At 31.5% G+C, this 19,653-nt stretch carries 13 protein-coding genes and 3 tRNA genes; 8 read left to right on the forward strand and 8 right to left on the reverse strand.

Translation table 11 applies throughout. The features are described from left to right. The first annotated feature begins 81 nt into the window (after nucleotides 1–81). Nucleotides 82–1,434, forward strand: coding sequence for a UDP-N-acetylmuramate--L-alanine ligase (locus BVC87_RS18810; RefSeq protein ID WP_075343954.1), 1,353 nt, complete (start codon nucleotides 82–84; stop codon nucleotides 1,432–1,434). On the opposite strand, the gene BVC87_RS18815 is transcribed toward BVC87_RS18810, so the two are convergent. The 6 genes from BVC87_RS18815 to BVC87_RS18835 form a co-directional block, all read right to left on the reverse strand. Beyond that, a complete protein-coding gene (locus BVC87_RS18815; protein ID WP_083629621.1) occupies nucleotides 1,418–2,479 on the reverse strand; it encodes a nucleotidyltransferase domain-containing protein in 1,062 nt (353 codons plus the stop codon). The two genes, BVC87_RS18810 and BVC87_RS18815, sit on opposite strands and share 17 nt — an antisense overlap. Continuing rightward, nucleotides 2,466–3,593 carry a hypothetical protein gene (locus BVC87_RS18820; protein ID WP_075343956.1) on the reverse strand — a complete coding sequence of 376 codons (1,128 nt, stop codon included), beginning with the start codon at nucleotides 3,591–3,593 and terminating at the stop codon, nucleotides 2,466–2,468. The genes BVC87_RS18815 and BVC87_RS18820 overlap by 14 nt, the downstream gene beginning before the upstream one ends. A 54-nt stretch (nucleotides 3,594–3,647) precedes the next feature. Continuing rightward, a complete protein-coding gene (locus tag BVC87_RS23715; RefSeq protein ID WP_200799212.1) occupies nucleotides 3,648–3,821 on the reverse strand; it encodes a hypothetical protein in 174 nt (57 codons plus the stop codon). A 20-nt stretch (nucleotides 3,822–3,841) separates the two neighbouring features. Then, nucleotides 3,842–6,697, reverse strand: a complete 2,856-nt coding sequence (locus tag BVC87_RS18825; protein ID WP_075343957.1) for a lamin tail domain-containing protein — start codon at nucleotides 6,695–6,697, stop codon at nucleotides 3,842–3,844. Between the two features lie 151 nt (nucleotides 6,698–6,848). Then, entirely contained in the window at nucleotides 6,849–7,793 is a 945-nt protein-coding gene (locus tag BVC87_RS18830) for a hypothetical protein (RefSeq protein ID WP_075343958.1), read from the reverse strand. Nucleotides 7,794–7,846: 53 nt separating this feature from the next. After that, complete coding sequence (locus tag BVC87_RS18835; protein ID WP_075343959.1) at nucleotides 7,847–10,402, reverse strand: ATP-dependent Clp protease ATP-binding subunit; 2,556 nt, start codon at nucleotides 10,400–10,402, stop codon at nucleotides 7,847–7,849. Between the two features lie 298 nt (nucleotides 10,403–10,700). Here BVC87_RS18835 and gyrA point away from each other — a divergent pair, with 298 nt between their 5' ends. Together gyrA and BVC87_RS18845 are read left to right on the forward strand one after the other, a co-directional pair. Next, nucleotides 10,701–13,187, forward strand: coding sequence for a DNA gyrase subunit A (gyrA, locus tag BVC87_RS18840; protein ID WP_075343960.1), 2,487 nt, complete (start codon nucleotides 10,701–10,703; stop codon nucleotides 13,185–13,187). Between the two features lie 36 nt (nucleotides 13,188–13,223). After that, nucleotides 13,224–14,468 carry a tetratricopeptide repeat protein gene (locus BVC87_RS18845; RefSeq protein WP_075343961.1) on the forward strand — a complete coding sequence of 415 codons (1,245 nt, stop codon included), beginning with the start codon at nucleotides 13,224–13,226 and terminating at the stop codon, nucleotides 14,466–14,468. Between the two features lie 65 nt (nucleotides 14,469–14,533). Here the strand turns inward: BVC87_RS18845 and BVC87_RS18850 are convergent, their stop codons facing one another. Next, complete coding sequence (locus tag BVC87_RS18850; protein ID WP_099098863.1) at nucleotides 14,534–15,301, reverse strand: C40 family peptidase; 768 nt, start codon at nucleotides 15,299–15,301, stop codon at nucleotides 14,534–14,536. A 17-nt stretch (nucleotides 15,302–15,318) separates the two neighbouring features. After that, a complete protein-coding gene (locus BVC87_RS18855; protein WP_075343963.1) occupies nucleotides 15,319–16,494 on the reverse strand; it encodes an acetyl-CoA C-acyltransferase in 1,176 nt (391 codons plus the stop codon). Nucleotides 16,495–16,590: 96 nt separating this feature from the next. Between BVC87_RS18855 and BVC87_RS18860 the strand changes: the two genes are divergently transcribed. The 5 genes from BVC87_RS18860 to BVC87_RS18880 form a co-directional block, all read left to right on the forward strand. Next, on the forward strand, nucleotides 16,591–18,651 hold the full coding sequence (locus BVC87_RS18860) for an HD family phosphohydrolase (protein WP_075343964.1): 2,061 nt from the start codon (nucleotides 16,591–16,593) through the stop codon (nucleotides 18,649–18,651). An 84-nt stretch (nucleotides 18,652–18,735) separates the two neighbouring features. Further along, nucleotides 18,736–18,818, forward strand: a tRNA-Ser gene (locus BVC87_RS18865). A 26-nt stretch (nucleotides 18,819–18,844) separates the two neighbouring features. Beyond that, nucleotides 18,845–18,919 (forward strand) — tRNA-Pro (locus BVC87_RS18870). A gap of 14 nt (nucleotides 18,920–18,933) precedes the next feature. Then, a tRNA-Arg gene (locus tag BVC87_RS18875) sits at nucleotides 18,934–19,007 on the forward strand. A 223-nt stretch (nucleotides 19,008–19,230) separates the two neighbouring features. After that, the coding region (locus BVC87_RS18880; protein ID WP_143569841.1) for an AAA family ATPase at nucleotides 19,231–19,653 on the forward strand (423 nt) is incomplete at its 3' end.

Raw genomic sequence — 19,653 nt, forward strand, 5'->3', positions numbered from 1 at the left:
TAATTTTACTAAATAGCTGTTTTAATAAACCTTAATACCACTTTGTTTGACTATTTTTACCTCGATTTATAGTAATTTTTGATGAAGATACATTTTATTGCCATAGGAGGAAGTGCTATGCATAATTTAGCAATTGCATTACATGAAAAGGGGTTTGAAATAACAGGAAGTGATGATACGATTCATGATCCGTCAAAATCTAGATTAGAATCTAAAGGTTTATTACCTGTTGATTTTGGATGGTTTCCTGAAAAAATAACAAAAGATTTAGACGCAGTAATCTTAGGAATGCATGCAAAAGAAGATAATCCTGAATTAATAAAAGCCCAAGATTTAGGAGTTAGAATTTACTCTTATCCTGAATTTATATATGAACAATCTAAGCATAAAACAAGAGTAGTTATTGGTGGATCACATGGTAAAACAACTATTACTTCAATGATTCTACATGTTTTAAACTATCATGAAAGAGAAGTTGATTATATGGTAGGAGCGCAACTTGATGGGTTTGATACAATGGTTCGTTTAACTGAAGAAAATGAATTTATTGTATTAGAAGGAGATGAGTATTTGAGTTCACCTATAGATAGAAGGCCTAAATTTCATTTGTATAAACCTAATATTGCTTTGTTGAGTGGTATTGCTTGGGATCATATTAATGTATTTCCTTCTTTTGAAAATTATGTAGAACAATTTGAGATTTTTACTGATTCTCTAATACATGGAGGAATTATGGTCTATAATGAAGAGGATATTCAGGTGAAGAAGGTTGTTGAGAAATCTGAGAATTCAATCAAAAAATATCCATATATAACTCCTGATTTCCATATTGATAATGAGGTGACATATTTAAATACTTCGGAAGGAGATTTGCCTTTAGAGGTTTTTGGAGATCATAATTTGCAAAATATAGCTGGTGCTAAGTGGATATGTCAACATATGGGAATTGATGAAGAGGATTTTTATGAAGCGATCATTTCTTTTGGAGGAGCGAATAAAAGATTAGAAAAAATAACTGAGAATGAAACTACAGTAATTTTTAAAGATTTTGCACATTCACCTTCTAAAGTTAAAGCAACTACTCAGGCAGTAAAAAATCAATTTGCAAATAGGAATCTAGTAGCCTGTTTAGAATTACATACATATAGTAGCTTAAATAAAGAGTTTTTAAAAGAGTATAAAAACACTCTAGATACTGCAGATAAAGCAGTAGTTTTTTATTCTCCGCATGCTGTAAAGATTAAAAGATTAGAAGAAATATCTGAAGAACAAATATTTGATTCTTTTCAAAGAGATGATTTAATTGTGTATACAAATCCTGAAGAATTTAAAGCATTTCTGTTTAAAGAGAATTTAAAAGAAACAGCTTTGTTACTAATGAGTTCAGGAAATTATGGAGGGTTAGATTTTGAGGAGGTTAAAAGTTTGATTTAATTTTCTGTATAATATATTTTCTCATTTTTTTATTAAACAAAGATTTAAAAAGTAGTGTAGCTCTGTATTTAAAAATGTTTTTAAATTTAGTTCTCTTTTCTATATTCTTTGATTGTTCGGGATTTAAAAGAAAATAGATCTGCTTATTATAAAAAGCAATTGTTGATTGGTTTTCAATAAAATCTATAGATTTTGGAGAGCCTAAAACTTTATAAGAGCTAAATAAAAATAAGTTTAAATCCTGAAAATGGAGCCCTTTTTTTATAGAGTTTAAAGGAGATGTACTTTGTGAAAGTATAAATAAATCGTAAGAACTTCTCAAGTTGAAAGACATCGTTGCTTTTCCAAGATCATTAAACAGTCTATTTATTGATGTCATAATGATTTTATTTTCATCTGAAAGAGAAAAGAAATTATTTTGTTTCTTTAGACTCTTAGAAATAAAATTATAATTAAAGAAAGAAAATTGTTTGTCACTTACCATTTTATAATGAACTTCTATAGAAGCAATTCTATTTTCTTTGATCATTTTAGGATAATGCCTATTGAATTTAGTAGTGTCAAATCGATCTTTATGAAACTCAGAATAACCATTGCTTTTTAAAATCTCTATAGATTTTTTAAATTCTTCATCAGATACTAAAAAATCAATATCACCAACCATTCTTTCAGCGATATCATAGTATAGACCTTCGAGAAGGTTCCCTGTTCCTTTTAAAAAGATAGGGGTGATATTATGCGATAAAAGAAGTTCATTAATTTCTTTTGCTTGTTCAATAATTTGCTGATTACGTTCTCTGTTTAAATCTGTGATATGCTGCATGTACTCCATAAGATCTTGAGGTAAGTAATCGAGAAAATCAGCTCGTTTTAAATTGCAAAAAAGTGCAGGAAAAACATAATGAGCTGTGCTAACTTTTACAACATTGTCCCAATCAATAGCATCTTCTTTTAATAAACTTTCTACAATCTTTTTGTTGTGCTCTTCATGATTTATGGTTAAGCATTTTCCTATAAAAAATAATGTTTCTTTATATGTCATCATTCAATATGCTTTTTATAGTAGTAACCATTTTATCATTATCGGAATATGTAAGTTGATAACAGTTGGTATTAGCAAACCAGTTTAAAAATACTTCTACATTTTCAGTTTTACGAGAAATCCAAGAATCTGGGATTAATTGTTGAAAAGCTTCTATTTTAGAAATAGAAGAGAATTTTAATCCGCTATCTTTTTGGTATTTAATGAATACTAAATCATTACATGGTAAATTATGATTCATACCATCTGTCTTTGGAGGCAGAAAGCGAACAATTTTATTTAGCCTTTTTAAATGAAATTCAGCTGTGTTTTCTAACTCAGGATACATAGGTAAAAGAGTTTCTAAGCTATTCTTTTTTATAGAAATTGCAGAAGGAAATGTATATACGTGTTTTTTTTCAATATCTATGGGGACAAAATCATCAGCTAAGCATGTTAAACCATTGGCTTGCAGAATGGCTAAAGAGGTGCTTTTTCCATTTCCTGAATCACCTAAAATAAGTAAGGATTTTTTATTGTTACCTAAGCCAGATGCATGGAAAATTCCCATCCAATCATCTTCGGGTTTATTATGCATATATTGAACAATATACATAGAGAATTTTCCTTGAAAGTAATGAATATCTTTTCTCGGCCATGAACCAATAAATTTATGATCAATGAGTAAAGAGGTAATATTGTTTTCAGTGAAAACTTGAAAAATATGATCAACATTATTTGAAGTATTGATTTCTAAATGTGAAAATTTAGGATGAACAAGGTATTCTTCAAATTCTGATTGAAACTCAACTTTAAAAACCAAATTATTTATTTGATATAATTTAGAAATGCTAAAGTCAAGAATATTATATGCTGAAGTTATTTGTGAAGTGTCTTGTTGATTTTTAGTGTTAGGTTCGTAGATCTCGTTATTGATTTGTTTAACAAAATCAATAGCATCATTTAAAGGAACCTGAAGCTCACTTTCTAACTCTTTACTTATTTCCTCTAAAGAAATTCCATTGTTTATTTGAAGGATAATATCTGAGGTTTTTTTTTCTAATACTAAGTATTGATTAGTGTTAGAAAACCACACTACTGCTTTGTCTTCAATAAAACTTCTTAATAATATATTCATCGGGGGTAAAAATAAAAAACCTCAAGAGTTTTCTTGAGGTTTTCATATGTAAATTTAAAAATTATCTCCTGGTTTATCAATTGGAGGAGATGAAGCTTGTGCTTTTTTAGGGTTTAGAATTAGATAAGTGCCTAATGCAGTTAATGCAGTATATTTACCATAATTTCCTATTTTTTGAAGAGCTTCTTTTCTCGTAATTTCTTTTGTATTAAATTTATTATTTTTCATGATACAGTTTAGGGGCTAGTTTATTCTAAAATAATTTTCTTAGTTATATTAACAGATTCTGAGTTTAATTTTATAATATAAACTCCAGTTGCTAAGTTCGCTAAGGAAACTTTGCTCACTCCGTTAGAGTTAATATTTGTATCTGCCAACTCTTCTCCTAAAACAGAAAACACTTTTAAATTAGCTCTGTCTTGCAAACCAGTTATAGTGACTTCCTTATTGTCAGAACTGTAGATGCTTATGTTTGAAGTGTTTTCTTCAAGATCTTCATTGCTTAAGCTTTTTGCGCTAGCTCTGATGTAAAATTGACCAATTCCATTACTAGTATTTTTTAATGTAATAGTATGGTTTCCTTCAGAAAGATTTGTAAAAGTATTGTTTTTTCTGTCCTCCAAATATATATTGACACCTGAAGGTAAATTAGTTTCAGCTATAGAAAATGTGATTTCTTTGTTAGCTTCAGTAATTAATCCAATAGGGATAATCATAGTTTCTATGTCTGTACTCGGTAAAGATTGGATAGCTAAATGTCTACCGTCATTATCATTCAATAATTCTGTATAAATAGCAAAATCATAATCTACTCCACCAAATAATTTAGAGTCATAACCATTATCGAAACCTTTAGTTTTTCCATCGATATAAAATACTTTAGTTCCTTTTTTATGTCCAGCATTTTCAACAAATAACTCAAAAGAAGATTTTGGAACTTCTCTTAAGAAAGTATCAGTAGATTGGTGTGATTGATTAGAAGTTTCAAAAGTAAGATCGCCATTTGTACTAGATTCAACAAAAAATCCTTGTCCAGGAGCAATTTCTATAGTACCATTAGCCATATTGTAAGCAACGTAATCAGTGCCGTTCCATAACCAAACAGTTTCTTCAGAAAGTAAATTAGAGTTGGCTGTTAATGAAACTAATGTATTTGAATTTATGTATGATGTAAATGGATTACCAAATAAGTTGAAGTTATTTCGTCCTCCAGTATTAATTCTGTATTGAACATTAGAAGAGTTAATAGTACCAGTAAATGAAATATCCCCAGCACTAGCTAACTTAACAGAAAAACCTCTACCAGACACAAAGTCATCAGCTGTGGTAGCACCGTTTTGGTAATAACTCCATATAGTTGCTCCTGTATTGTTATAAGGCGCTAGACCCAAATTATTTGTTGATATGGTACCAGTTGCTAGAGTGTGGTTATCAATAAAATCTTGTACGGCTTCACCTGCTACTGGAGAAGAGATTAAATACCAGTTATTTGTAGGTAAATTTCTTGAGTAAGTAACATTTCCATTAATAGTTGCATTAGCAATCAGAGAAGCACCAGATCCTATATGTATAGAATTTACAGTTGTAGTAGAACTAACAGTAGGATAGTTAGATAATCCAGCAGGAATAACTACATCGTCAGTGCTTCCTGGAGTTAGATTATCAACCCAGTTTGAAGCAGTGTTCCAATCAGAATCAGTTACTCCAGACCATTTAATCGTAGATGCAAAAAGAATGTTATCGGTATTATCTCTGCCAGGAGAATATAAAACAGGATTTGAGGTTATGTTTGAGTGATTTACAAAACTTCCTGTTAAGTCAGGATTTCTAGCTATTGACTGATTACTCCCTGCAGATCCGTAAGTTAATACTATAATATTGTTATTCGATTCATCTTTAATAGTAATAGTATCTCCTGTATTATTTAACCCTAAAGAACCTGTGCTTGCTGTTTGTACTAAGCCAGGTACTGTAACCGGAGTACCACCTCCAAATACTACAATAGTTTCATCTGCAGGAATTATAGTGCCGTTTGGAAAAACATGTCGATCACTAGCGCCATCTGCTAAAACCCAGCCTGATATGTCTAGTGGACCTCCTGAAATATTATATATCTCTACAAATTCGTCTTCAGTCGTATCAGAATCTCCATCTCCATTAGCATCTCCATTAGTAGAATCTGGATCAGCATTAATCTCATTAATGACTATAGGTAAATCATCGTCGTTAATAGTAATTGTATGTTGTGATCTGATAATATCTGCAGATCCACTAGTAACTCCAATGTTTAAGATCAAAGTTTCAGGTTCAAAATCAACATCATCATTAATATCCAAGGAAATGTTTTGAGTTCCATTAGAAGTAAAGGTTAAAGAAGATGTGTTTAGAGTATAATCTCCTGCTTCTGCAGTACTGCTTCCATCTACTGTTACGTTTATAGTAACGTCTGCAGAATAATTAGTGAAAGTTACAGGAATTAATGTGTTAAAACTAGTATCTGTTTCATTTTCAGTACTTGTATTGCTGTCAAAAGTAACCGTTGGGTTAGTCGAAGCTTCAGTTATTTTGAAGTTATCAACCCCAGCGTAGTCACTACCTCCATCTTGTCTGGCTATAATTGTAAGTCTAACATTATTTACTGCATCGGGTACTGAAGCTGTAAATTCAGTCCAAGCATCAGTATTTTTGTCTAAGTTTACCTCTCCTTGAGAAACATCATCATGAAATATTTCAACACTTAGATTATCTGCACTATCATACCCATCGGTGATGTAGTAGAATGAAATACTTACCCCATTCGATGATGAAATATCAACATTATCAAAAGTAATGGTATGATCAAAGTTACCTCCTCCATTTGGGTTATTTAAATCTCTCATTCCCCAAAAAGAGCTTCCGTTTTGAGAAGTTGTTACATTTCCTCCTAAAGAAGAAACATTAGCCCAAACATCTCCAGATGTATTATAAGTTGTTGGATTAATAGTGTTTGTCCAATCGTCAGTTCCTCCTTCAAAGTCTTGAAACTTTAATGTAGTTTGGCTGTAGTTACTGAAAGTTGTAAAAATTGACATTAAGAATAATATCAATGCGTAATTGTTTTTCATTTTTGATTAATTTTTGGTTGGACAAATTACGAAAAACAAATACTTGTAATCTAGTTATTTACTATACTTTACAAAAAGATAACATTTAAATAATAAGTTGATTTTTAAGTGAAAAATGTTTTTCTAATTTAAGGATAAACAAGCTCTAGTATTATAGCCCTAACTTATTTCTCCATTCTTTGTCTTTATTAGAATTTTTATTCCAGTAATCAACTTTAATTCTTTTGTTAATTTTTGCTTCAGTAGTTAATACTTTTTTATTGGCTCCATAACCGCTATTGTAAGAATCTTTCCATCCAGAAATAGTAAAAGGGAAATCTTTACTAAATTGTATAGAAAGTGTTCGTTGTAATTTAGGATAATGAATTGTATAAATGTTCTGATTTTCTAATTTTTCAATTGAAATAGTAGCTGTATAAGCTTTAAACTCTTTATGAGTACTATTCAAATAGAAGAAAGAAGGAATTATATTTTGTTCTCCTTCGGGTAATAATTCAGGGTTTAAACGTAATAGAGACCATAAATCATCTTCTAATATTGTGGATTTTATTTTTTTGTTTTTAAAAGAAGCTCCTTCAAAATAAGAATTAAAGTTGATCAATAAATCATTTTCATTTTTCATTTCAACATAAGTCATCCCACACCACTCTTGAATAGAAGAGGCTATTTTTAATGATGTATTTTCATTTTCAAAAGGAAAAAACGTGCTATTCATCATCGAGTAAGGGTAGATGCCAGTTGTGAATTTTTTATTCATATTCAACTTTAAAACAGGAATGTTATCTTGTCTTTGACGATCTGCTTTAGTGTTTGATATTTTAGAAAAAGGCTCTGTTACAAAAATTAAAGTAGCAGTTCCTTCATGTAATTCTCCATAACGAGCTTGAGATAAAGTGTAGCTTGTGATTTCAGCAGTGCCATCAAACCAATACTTTTTTGATTGTTCTGATGCATTTCTTTTTTGTGAAATTTTATTATCTTCTGTAGCAATACTTTTTCTTTCAGAAGCATTGGATTGCATACAAGAATGTAAGTAAAAAGAAAATATAACTGCCAGTAGATAGTATATGTTTTTTGTTTGGTTGATTTGAATCATTATGTGAAATTTTAAAATAAAAAATCCCAAGTCATTACTTGGGATTTTGGTAATTATTCTTCGTCTATTTCAGTTCTTGTTTCTTTGGGTTTTTCCCCTTTTTCAATTTTTATGGTTAACTGATTCGTTTCTTCATTTAAATCCATAAAAATAGCATCACCTTCATCTAATTTTGCATTAACAATTTCCTCTGCCAACGCATCTTCAATATATTTTTGAATTGCTCTTTTTAAAGGTCTTGCACCATATTGCTTATCAAAACCTTTGTTAGCAATATAATCTTTTGCTTTTTCAGAAAGTGTAAGATTATATCCTAAATCAGCAATACGAGTTAATAGTTTTTGTAATTCGATATCGATAATCTTATGAATGTCTTCTCTTTCTAAAGAGTTAAAGATAATTACATCATCAATACGATTTAAGAATTCAGGAGCAAAAGATTTTTTTAATGCACCTTCGATAATTCCTCTAGCATGATCATCTTCTTGTTCTTTTTTGGCTTGAGTACCGAATCCAACTCCTCCTCCAAAATCTTTAAGTTTTCTAACTCCAATATTGGAAGTCATAATAATTACAGTGTTTCTAAAGTCTATTTTTCGACCTAAACTATCTGTAATATGACCATCGTCAAGTACTTGCAATAACATATTAAATACATCTGGGTGTGCTTTCTCAATCTCGTCTAATAGAATTACAGAATAAGGTTTACGACGAACTTTTTCGGTTAATTGTCCGCCTTCTTCATATCCAACATATCCAGGAGGTGCACCAATTAATCTAGAGATAGCAAACTTTTCCATGTATTCACTCATGTCTATTCTAATTAATGACTCTTCAGAATCAAATAATTCTCTAGCTAAAACTTTAGCTAATTGAGTTTTACCTACTCCTGTTGAACCTAAGAAAATGAATGAGCCGATAGGTTTGTTAGGATCTTTTAATCCCACTCTATTACGTTGAATAGCTTTAACCACTTTAGTTACAGCTTCATCTTGTCCTATTACTTTACCTTGTATTAATTTTGGTAACTCAGCTAATCTACTACTTTCAGCTTCAGCAACTCTGTTTACAGGTATACCTGTCATCATAGAAACAACTTCAGCAACATTATCTTCAGTAACTGTTTCTCTATGTAATTTAGAATCTTCTTCCCATTGTTTCTGAGCAGAATCTAAAGCAGCCTCAATATTTTTCTCATCATCTCTAAGCTTTGCAGCTTCTTCATATTTTTGTCCACTTACAGCTTTAGTTTTTCGTTCTCTGATTTCTTCTAATTTACCTTCTAGTTCTAAAATCTGTTGAGGAACAATGATGTTGGTAATGTGAATACGAGAACCAGCTTCGTCCATTGCATCAATAGCTTTGTCTGGTAAAAAACGATCTGTCATGTAGCGATTCGTTAATTTAACACAAGCTTGAATAGCTTCGTCAGTAAACTCTACATTATGATGTGCTTCATATTTTCCTTTGATATTATGAAGTATCTGTACAGTTTCTTCTACAGTTGTAGGGTCAACCATTACCTTTTGAAAACGACGTTCTAGAGCTCCGTCTTTTTCAATATTAGTTCTGTATTCATCTAAGGTAGTAGCACCAATACATTGGATTTCTCCACGTGCTAGTGCTGGTTTTAACATGTTAGAAGCATCTAGAGATCCAGTAGCGCCACCAGCCCCTACAATGGTATGGATTTCATCAATAAATAAAATGATATCATCATTTTTTTCTAACTCATTCATAAGCGCTTTCATGCGCTCTTCAAATTGACCTCTATATTTAGTTCCAGCAACTAAGCTAGCTAAATCAAGAGAAACAATTCTTTTATCAAATAAAATTCGTGATACTTTTCTGTTTACAATTCTAAGAGCTAAACCTTCAGCAATGGCAGATTTACCAACTCCAGGCTCACCAATAAGCATTGGATTATTCTTTTTACGTCTACTTAAAATTTGAGATACACGTTCTATTTCTTTTAATCTACCTACTACAGGGTCTAGTTTACCATTTTCGGCTAAGGCAGTTAAATCTCTACCAAAGTTATCTAAAACAGGAGTTTTAGACTTTTTAGATGCTTTACCTCTAGGAGTTTGTTGTCCATAAGGTTCAGACTTATCGTCTGCAAACTCGTCTCCTGAAGCTTCAGCTATTGGATTGATTGGTAAATGTCCTTCTTCCACATTCAATTCTTTGTATAATGCTTTTGCCTGATCATAGTCAACATCATACTTTTGAAGTAATTTTGTAGTAGGATCATTTTCATTACGTAGTATGCATAATAGTAAATGAGCAGTATCTATAGAATTACTTTGGTATAATTTCGCTTCTAAAAACGTTGTTTTAATCGCTTTTTCAGCTTGCCTAGTTAAGTGGAGGTTATTTTTTTGGTTCAAACTGTTTGAATTTGTCGGATTTAACTTCTCTAATTTACTTCTAACAAGATCTAGATCAATATCAAAAGTAGATAATATATCTATCGCTTTTCCATCTCCTTTTCTAATTAATCCAAGCAGAAGATGTTCGGTTCCTATAAAGTCATGACCTAATCGTAAAGCTTCTTCTTTACTGAATGTTATTACATCTCTAACTCCTGGTGAAAAATTTTCGTCCATAAATTAATTTTCTTTAGTTGTAAAGTTAGTAAGAATTTTTGTGAAAAAATTACAAAAACAATGCCATCAAAAAAAAAGGACAAAAAGGCAGTGTATTTTTAGATTTTTGTATGTACTAAAAATCACGATAAATTGTTAATAAATATAGTGAAAATAAAATAATAAAACTTGGGAAATCTAGGTTAAAATAATATCTTGCGTTGCTTATATAATACTATATAAGTATAAAAAAGTGAATTTTAGAAGGGTAAAATTCACTTTTTTGTAAAATGAATACTAATTTTTTAAAAAGATTAATATGGCAGATGGTGAAAAGTTGATTCCTATTAATATTGAAGAGCAGATGAAAGCGGCTTACATTGACTACTCAATGTCGGTAATTGTATCTAGAGCTCTTCCCGATGTAAGAGATGGTTTAAAACCAGTGCACAGAAGAGTGTTATATGGAATGCATGAATTAGGAATAAGATCTACAGGAGCCTATAAAAAATCAGCGAGAGTTGTTGGGGAAGTTTTAGGTAAGTATCACCCACATGGAGATACTTCAGTATATGATTCTATGGTACGTATGGCACAGCATTGGAGCATGCGTTATATGATGATTGATGGTCAAGGGAATTTTGGTTCTGTTGATGGTGATAGCCCAGCAGCAATGCGTTATACCGAGGTAAGAATGCAAAAAATATCTGAAGAAATGTTATCAGATATTGAAAAAGAAACAGTGGATTTAAGGCTTAATTTTGATGATACTTTACATGAGCCAACTGTTTTACCAACTCGAATCCCAAATTTATTAGTAAATGGAGCTTCAGGTATTGCTGTAGGTATGGCAACTAATATGGCTCCTCATAATTTAACAGAAATTATTAATGGTACTGTTGCATATATCGATAATAGAGATATTGAGATCGATGAGTTAATGCAGCATATTAAGGCACCAGATTTTCCAACAGGAGGAATTATCTATGGTTACGATGGAGTAAGAGATGCATTTCACACAGGTAGAGGTCGTATTGTTATGCGTGCGAAAGCTACCATTGAAGAAGTAAAAGGTAGAGAATGTATTATTGTAACTGAAATACCTTATCAGGTAAATAAAGCAGAAATGATTAAGAAAACTGCTGATTTAGTTAACGATAAGAAACTTGAAGGTATTGGAAGTATTAGAGATGAATCTGATAGAAAAGGAATGCGAATTGTGTATGTATTAAAACGTGATGCTATTCCTAATATCGTTCTTAATAAGTTGTTTAAGTATACACAACTACAAACTTCATTTAGTGTAAATAATATTGCTTTAGTAAATGGTCGTCCAGAGCAATTAAATTTAAAGCAATTAATCCATTATTTTGTTGAGCACAGACACGAAGTAATTGTTCGTAGAACTCAATATGAATTAAGAAAAGCTGAAGCTAGAGCACATATTTTAGAAGGATTAATTATTGCTTCTGATAATATTGATGAAGTAATTGCTTTAATTAGAGCTTCTGCCAATGCCGATGAAGCACGTGAAAGCTTAATTAAGCGTTTTGAATTGACAGAGATTCAAGCTAAGGCTATCGTTGAAATGAGATTACGTCAGTTAACAGGTCTGGAACAAGACAAGTTAAGAGCAGAGTATGATGAAATTATAAAGACGATTGCTGACTTAAAAGATATTTTGGCAAATGAGCCTAGACGATACAATATCATCAAAGAAGAGCTCATTGAGGTTAGAGATAAATATGGAGATGAGAGAAAATCTACTATAGAATATGCAGGAGGGGATATGAGAATCGAAGATATGATTCCTAACTCTAAAGTAGTGGTTACCATTTCTCATGCAGGATATGTAAAAAGAACAAATCTTGATGAATATAAAGTTCAGAATAGGGGAGGAAGAGGACAAAAAGGAGTTACCACTAGAAATGAAGATTTCTTAGAACATCTTTTTGTAGGTACTAATCACCAACACATGTTGTTTTTTACGCAGAAAGGTAAAGTATTTTGGATGAGAGTGTTTGAAATTCCGGAAGGAGGTAAGAATACCAAAGGTAGAGCTATTCAGAATCTTATCAATATAGAGCAAGACGATAAAGTAAAAGCATTTTTAGTTACTGACGATTTAAAAGATGAAGAATACATCAACAATCATTATGTAATTATGGCTACTAAAAAAGGTAAGGTTAAGAAGACTCCATTAGAACAATATTCTAGACCAAGAGCCAATGGTATTAATGCAATTACTATTAAAGAAGGAGATGAGCTACTGGAAGCAAAATTAACTACTGGTGACAGCCAGGTAATGTTAGCATTAAGGTCTGGTAAAGCAATTCGTTTTGAGGAAGAAAAAACGAGACCAATGGGAAGAACGGCTTCAGGTGTTAGAGGAATTACGCTACAGCATGACGAAGATGAAGTTGTTGGTATGGTTTCAGTAAATGATATGGAAAGTAATATTTTAGTCGTTTCTGAAAAGGGGTACGGAAAACGTTCTAAATTGGAAGATTATAGAATTACCAATAGAGGAGGAAAAGGTGTTAAAACATTGAATATTTCGGAAAAAACAGGTAATTTGGTCGCGATTAAAAACGTAGACGATTCTAATGATTTAATGATTATAAATAAATCAGGAATAACTATAAGAATGGCCATTGAAGATCTGAGGGTTATGGGTAGAGCTACTCAAGGAGTTAAGTTAATTAACATTAAGGGTAATGATAGTATTGCAGCAGTAGCTAAAGTGATGCATGAAGATGAAGAAGAAGAAAATGGCACGGAAATTGAAAATCAAACAAATATATAACAAGAACTGTAATAACAATAACTTAAACCCATTAAGATGAGAAAACAAGTTTTAGCAATTTCTTTAGGTTTATTAACATTAGCTTCTTTTGCACAGAAAAAAGAGCTTAAATCTTTAGAAAAGGCCCTTGACAATAACGATATGAACGGAGCTTACACTATTGTAAAGTCTCTAGAGAGTTCAATTGAGAGTGCCGATGATAAGTATAAGTCAAAGTATTATTTCCTTAAAGGGCAGACTTTAGTAGGAAAGAAAGAATATGAAAATGCTGCGGCTACATTTAACCAGTTATTCGATTTTGAAAAGAATACAGGGAAAAGAAAGTATACTTCTGAAGCAAAACCAATTTTAGATAAATTAATTCAAACAGTATCTGAGAAAGCCATTAATTTATATAATAATGATAAAAACTATGGTGAAGCTACCAAGTATTTTTATTTAACCTATAAATTAAGTCCAAAAGATACTTCTTTTGTTTACAATGCAGCAGTAAGTGCTACTCAAGCAAAAGATTATGACTCTGCTTTAAAGCACTATAAAGAGTTAAGAGAGTTAGGATATACCGGTAAAGAAGTTATGTACGTAGCTACAAACAAAAAAACGGGTAAAGAAGAAAATTTAGGTAGTAAGAATCAAAGAGATTTATTAGTGAAATCAGGAGATTACATCAAGCCTGTTGATAAAACAACTGAAGGAAAATCTGCTGGTATTGTAAAGAGTATTGCTTTAATCTTAAAAGAGCAAGGAAAAACCGAAGAAGCTATTCAAGCAATGTCAGAGGCTAGAAAATCTGATCCTAAAGATTTAAACTTAATCTTAAATGAGGCACAATTATATATTGATTTAGGTAAAATGGATAAATTTGGTCAGTTAATGAGCGAAGCTGTTGCTTTAGATCCTAATAATCCAACTCTATACTATAATTTAGGTGTAGTTAACTTTAATCAAGGAAGAGCTAAAGAAGCTACAGAATACTATAGAAAAGCAATTGAATTAAAGCCTGATTATGCTGATGCATATATGAATTTATCAGTTGTAATTTTAGATAAGGAAAAAGCAATTGTTGAAGAGATGAACAAAAATTTATCTAACTTCAAAAAGTATGATCAATTAGCTCTAGATCAAAAGAATGTGTATAAAGAAGCGTTACCATATTTAGAAAAAGCAGATAGCTTAAATCGTAATGCAGATACTGTAAAGTCTCTAATGAGTATTTATGAGGTTTTAGAAATGTCAGCTAAAGCTAAAGAGTATAGAGATTTATACAAAACAATGAGATAAGATAAAAATAGTTCAATATGAACTCCAATAAAAAGGCTGAAAGTTAACTTTCAGCCTTTTTTAATTTATATCATCTTTTTAATGACTCTTAGTTTATGTGAATGTTGTTGAGAATCTGTATTGTAAATACCGCTATGATCTAACTTGTCAATACGCACTTTACCATGAGCATGTATAATGTTATAATCATTCATTACAATACCTACATGAGTAATTATGCCTTCTTCATTATCAAAGAAAGCTAAATCACCAGGCTCACTCTCTTCAATAAAACTTAATACTTCCCCTTGAGTAGCTTGTTGACTTGCATCTCTTAATAGTTGATAACCGCAAAGTTTATACACGGTTTGGGTAAAGCCAGAACAATCAATTCCAAAAGGAGTTTTACCTCCCCATAAATATGGAGTATTTAAAAAATGAAAGGCAGTTTCAACAATAGCATTTTTGGTTAGTTTACCATGATTTATTTTACCCTCATAGATGAATGACTTCTCCTTTATAGTAAAGGAATGATCTTTGTAAAAAGGTAACCTTGCTCCATATGGAATTGTAGTTAAGTTGTTATTATCATCAACAATAAAATCAATGAGTTCACCTGCATAATAATTTTCTTCAGATGATAGTTTCTGATATAATGCTTCAGGTATATCTTCATATTGTTTATTATCGATATACCCTTCGTAATCATCAAAAGCTAATTTGATTTTACTCCATTTTTTTGTTTTCTCTAGCACTATAAAATGCTCACCAAAAACTAGTTGATTTACCATTTCAGACATGTCAGAAGGTTCTAATCTGAGAGGTACAATACTTAAATTACAAATTCCGAACAATAGAAAAGATTTTCTTGTTAGATTCTTTCAATTACCATGGCGCTAGCACCACCACCACCATTACAGATTCCAGCTGCACCTAATTTAGCGTTGTTTTGTTTTAAAATAGAAGTTAACGCAATAACTATTCTAGCTCCAGAAACACCTAAAGGGTGCCCTAAAGAAACAGCCCCACCATTAACATTGACTTTTTCAGGTGATAATCCTAATATTTTAGTATTTGCAAGACCAACTACAGAGAAAGCTTCATTTAACTCAAAATAATCAACATCTTCAATTGCAACTCCAGCCTTAGCTAGAGCTTTAGGTAGCGCCTTTGCAGGTGCAGTAGTAAACCATTTTGGTTCGTGAGCGGCATCTGCATATCCTCTAATTTTAGCTAAAGGAGTAATACCTAATTCTTGCGCTTTTTCAGCAGACATTAAAACTAAAGCAGCACCTCCATCGTTAATTGTAGAAGCGTTGGCAGCAGTAACAGTTCCTTCTTTAGTAAAAGCAGGACGTAAAGCTGGAATTTTCTCCATTTTTACATTTTTATATTCTTCATCTTCGCTGAAAATGATAGGTTCACCACGTCTTTGTGGAATTTCAACAGGTACTACTTCATCAGCAAATTTACCTTCACTCCAAGCTTTAGCAGAACGATTATATGATTCAATAGCAAAAGCATCCTGATCTTCTCTTGAGAAATCATATTCAACAGCACATTCGTCAGCACACACTCCCATAGCCACTTGTTCATAAGCGTCAACTAAACCATCTTTTTGCATTCCGTCTTCCATTTTAACTGGTCCAAATTTGGTAGACGATCTAGCATGTTGATAATGTGGAATCATACTCATGTTTTCCATTCCTCCAGTAACTACAATTTCAGCATCGCCTAAAGCTATGGCTTGAGCACCTAACATTATAGATTTCATCCCAGAGGAGCAAACTTTATTGACAGTAGTACAAGGTACAGTATCAGGAATTCCTGCCATAATAGCAGCCTGACGAGCAGGAGCTTGTCCTAAACCAGCAGACACAACATTTCCCATAAATACTTCATCTACCATTTCAGGTTGTAAGTTTATTTTTTCTAAGGCTCCTTTAATAGCTACAGACCCTAGTTTAGGCGCTGGTGTTGTTGATAATGTTCCTAGGAAACTACCAATTGGAGTTCTCGCTACAGATACAATTACTACTTCTTTCATGTAAATTTAGTTTGTTTTATCTACGCGAAAATAACTATTTTAAAGGAAGTTCTCAAATAATAACAAAAGGTTATCTTTACAAGATTAAATACTCAAATGAATAAAATTATTAATAATTTATATAAGAATAACGCTACTATATACAGGGTTTTTCTTTTCATTATAACAGCTTTTTTTATAGTATATCTTTTACCAAAAGGAGGCCAATTTAGATATGACTATTCCCCAGGTAAACCTTGGTACTATAATAATTTATATGCGCCTTTTGATTTTTCTATTCAAAAAACAAAAGATGAAATTAGCAGTGAGATAGCGCAAATCGAATCTTCTACAAAACAGTTTTTTTCTTATGACTTAGAAGTGCCAAAAACGATAAAAGAAGAGTTTTTAGGCACTATTGATTTCTTGAAAGAATCTGAAAATATTACTACTAAGGATCTCAATGACTTGAAAAGAAAAGGACTGGAGATTATTAATAATATTTACAAGTTTGGATTTGTAGATGAAGTATCTGAAAAAAAAATAAATGATAATAGTACTGTTGTATTAAGAAAAGAAAACGCTATAAGTGACGTACCTTTTTCTAAATTGATACAATCACGTCAAGTGTTATCTATGATTGTTACTGAATTATCTGAACTCAATGAAGGTTTTGGAAGAGACCTAGTGATTAAAAAATTATCCGAAATATTAGAACCTAATGTTGAATTTGATGAAGAGTTTACACAAAGGGAGATCGATGAGGCTTTGAAGGAAATTTCCTACACCAAAGGAAAAATCAATAAAGATGAATTAATAATTCAAAAAGGAGACATTGTAGAAGGTAAAAGCTTAAATGTTTTAAATTCATTAAAAGAAGCTTCAAAATCTCAAATTTGGACAAAATCGAATTATAATTGGTTAGTTTTCGGTTACACAATATTAGTATCCTTAGCATTATTAATGCTGCTTTTGTTCTTACACAGAAATCGAAAAGATATTTTTGATAATAATAGTAAAGTAACTTTCATATTTTCGAATATCTTGTTAATGATCTTCATACAAACTTTAGTTTTGAAGTATAATCCAGATTTTTTGTATGTAGTGCCGTTAACCATCTTGCCAATAATTCTAAAATCTTTTTTTGATGCTAGGTTAGGTTTATTTACACATATTCTAACGGTTTTGTTGCTTGGATTTATAGTGCCTAATAGTTTTGAGTTTATCTATCTTCATATCATTGCGGGTATTGTAGCTGTACTTTCAACTACAGAGTTATATAAACGAGCAAGTTTGTTTATGTCAATTGCACAAATTACATTAACCTATATGCTAACCTATTTTGCGTTTTCAATCATAAAAGAAGGAAACGCAAGTAGTATTAAAGGAATCTATTTTGGATTATTTGCTATGAATGGATTATTATCTTTTTTAGCAGTATTCTTTATTTATTTCTATGAAAAAGTTTTTGGTTTGGTATCTGATGTTACCTTATTGGAGCTGTCTAACACAAATTCAAAGCTTTTAAGAGAGTTAAATGAAAAAGCACCAGGTACGTTCCAGCATTCAATTCAAGTAGCTAATTTAGCAGAAGCAGCAGCAAATGAGATAGGAGCGAATTCTATGTTAGTGAGAACAGGAGCTCTGTACCATGATGTAGGAAAAATGGTGAATCCAAAATATTTTACAGAGAATCAAATTACAGGAGTCAATCCACATAATGATTTGTCCCCTAAAGATAGTGCTCAAATAATCTTAAATCACGTGATAAAGGGAATAGAGATAGCAAAGAAAAATAATATTCCAGATCGTATTATAGACTTTATTAGAACTCACCATGGAACTAGTTTGGTGTATTATTTTTACAAGAAAGAACAAGAAGAAAACCCAGATATAGAAATTGAAGAAAAAAAGTTTAGATATCAAGGTCCAATTCCATTTTCTAAGGAAACAGCTATTTTAATGATTTGCGACGCTGCAGAGGCGGCTTCTAAGAGTTTACAAAAACCAACGGCACAATCTATAAGTGATTTGATAGATAAAGTTGTAGATGGACAGAAAAACAAAAATCAGTTCATAAATTCAGATATTACATTTAGAGAGATCGAGAAAATAAAAAAAGTTGTGAAAAGTAAACTCATGAATATCTACCATTTACGTGTAGAATATCCAGAATAATATATTTTTTCTTCAAAAAAATTTGTGAGAATGTTTTTCTAATGTTACATTTGCACTCGCAATTTTTAACTCATTAAGAGTTCAGGAGAGGTGGCAGAGTGGTAATGCAGCAGCCTGCTAAGCTGTCATCGTTTTTCGATGCCCGGGTTCGAATCCCGGTCTCTCCGCAAAAAATTGTAAGTTCTTACATCTTCGGGGTGTAGCGTAGCCCGGTCATCGCGCCTGCTTTGGGAGCAGGAGGTCGCAGGTTCGAATCCTGCCACCCCGACAATAAGAAATACTGGTCGCGTAGCTCAGCTGGATAGAGCATCTGCCTTCTAAGCAGACGGTCACAGGTTCGAATCCTGTCGCGATCACAAGAAAACAAAGGCTTTCAGGAAACTGAAAGTCTTTCTTGTTTTTGTACTCCCCGAAAACTCCCCGATTTTTCACTGTCTATTTATGGAAAACCGTAGTTTTCAAAAATAAATTTTACTATTTTTAGCAGTGTGAGAGAAAAAGAATTGATGAAGTCCCCGTTTCATAGCCAAATTCTTCCTTTATATAGATGATTCTCTCTATAATTAATTATGGTTATCGATGAAAATAACAAAAATTAAAGTCGAAAATTTTCGATTGTTAAAAGATTTCTCAATTGATGTTGAGAATAAATTATCACTAATTATAGGAAAAAACAATACTGGAAAAACCTCTTTACTAGCTGTAATTGAAAAGTTCTTGACTGAAAAAAACAGTTTTTCAATACATGATTTTAATTTAGATGAACAAGAGAAATTAAAAGCATTAGAAAAAAAAGAGGGTATTAGTATACCTGAAGATTTTAAATTTAGCATTTATTTATTATTTGAAATAAAATATGATGATACTGATAACTTAAGAAATTTATCCTCTCTAATTCTTAACTTAGAATCTGAGAATACAGTTGTTTTAGGTTTTGAGTATTATCTAAACCCTATACAGTTTAAATATTTAATAGATGATTTTATAGAGTTTAAAAGCGAT

Source organism: Tenacibaculum agarivorans (assembly GCF_001936575.1).
In the GTDB taxonomy this organism is placed as follows: domain Bacteria; phylum Bacteroidota; class Bacteroidia; order Flavobacteriales; family Flavobacteriaceae; genus Polaribacter; species Polaribacter agarivorans.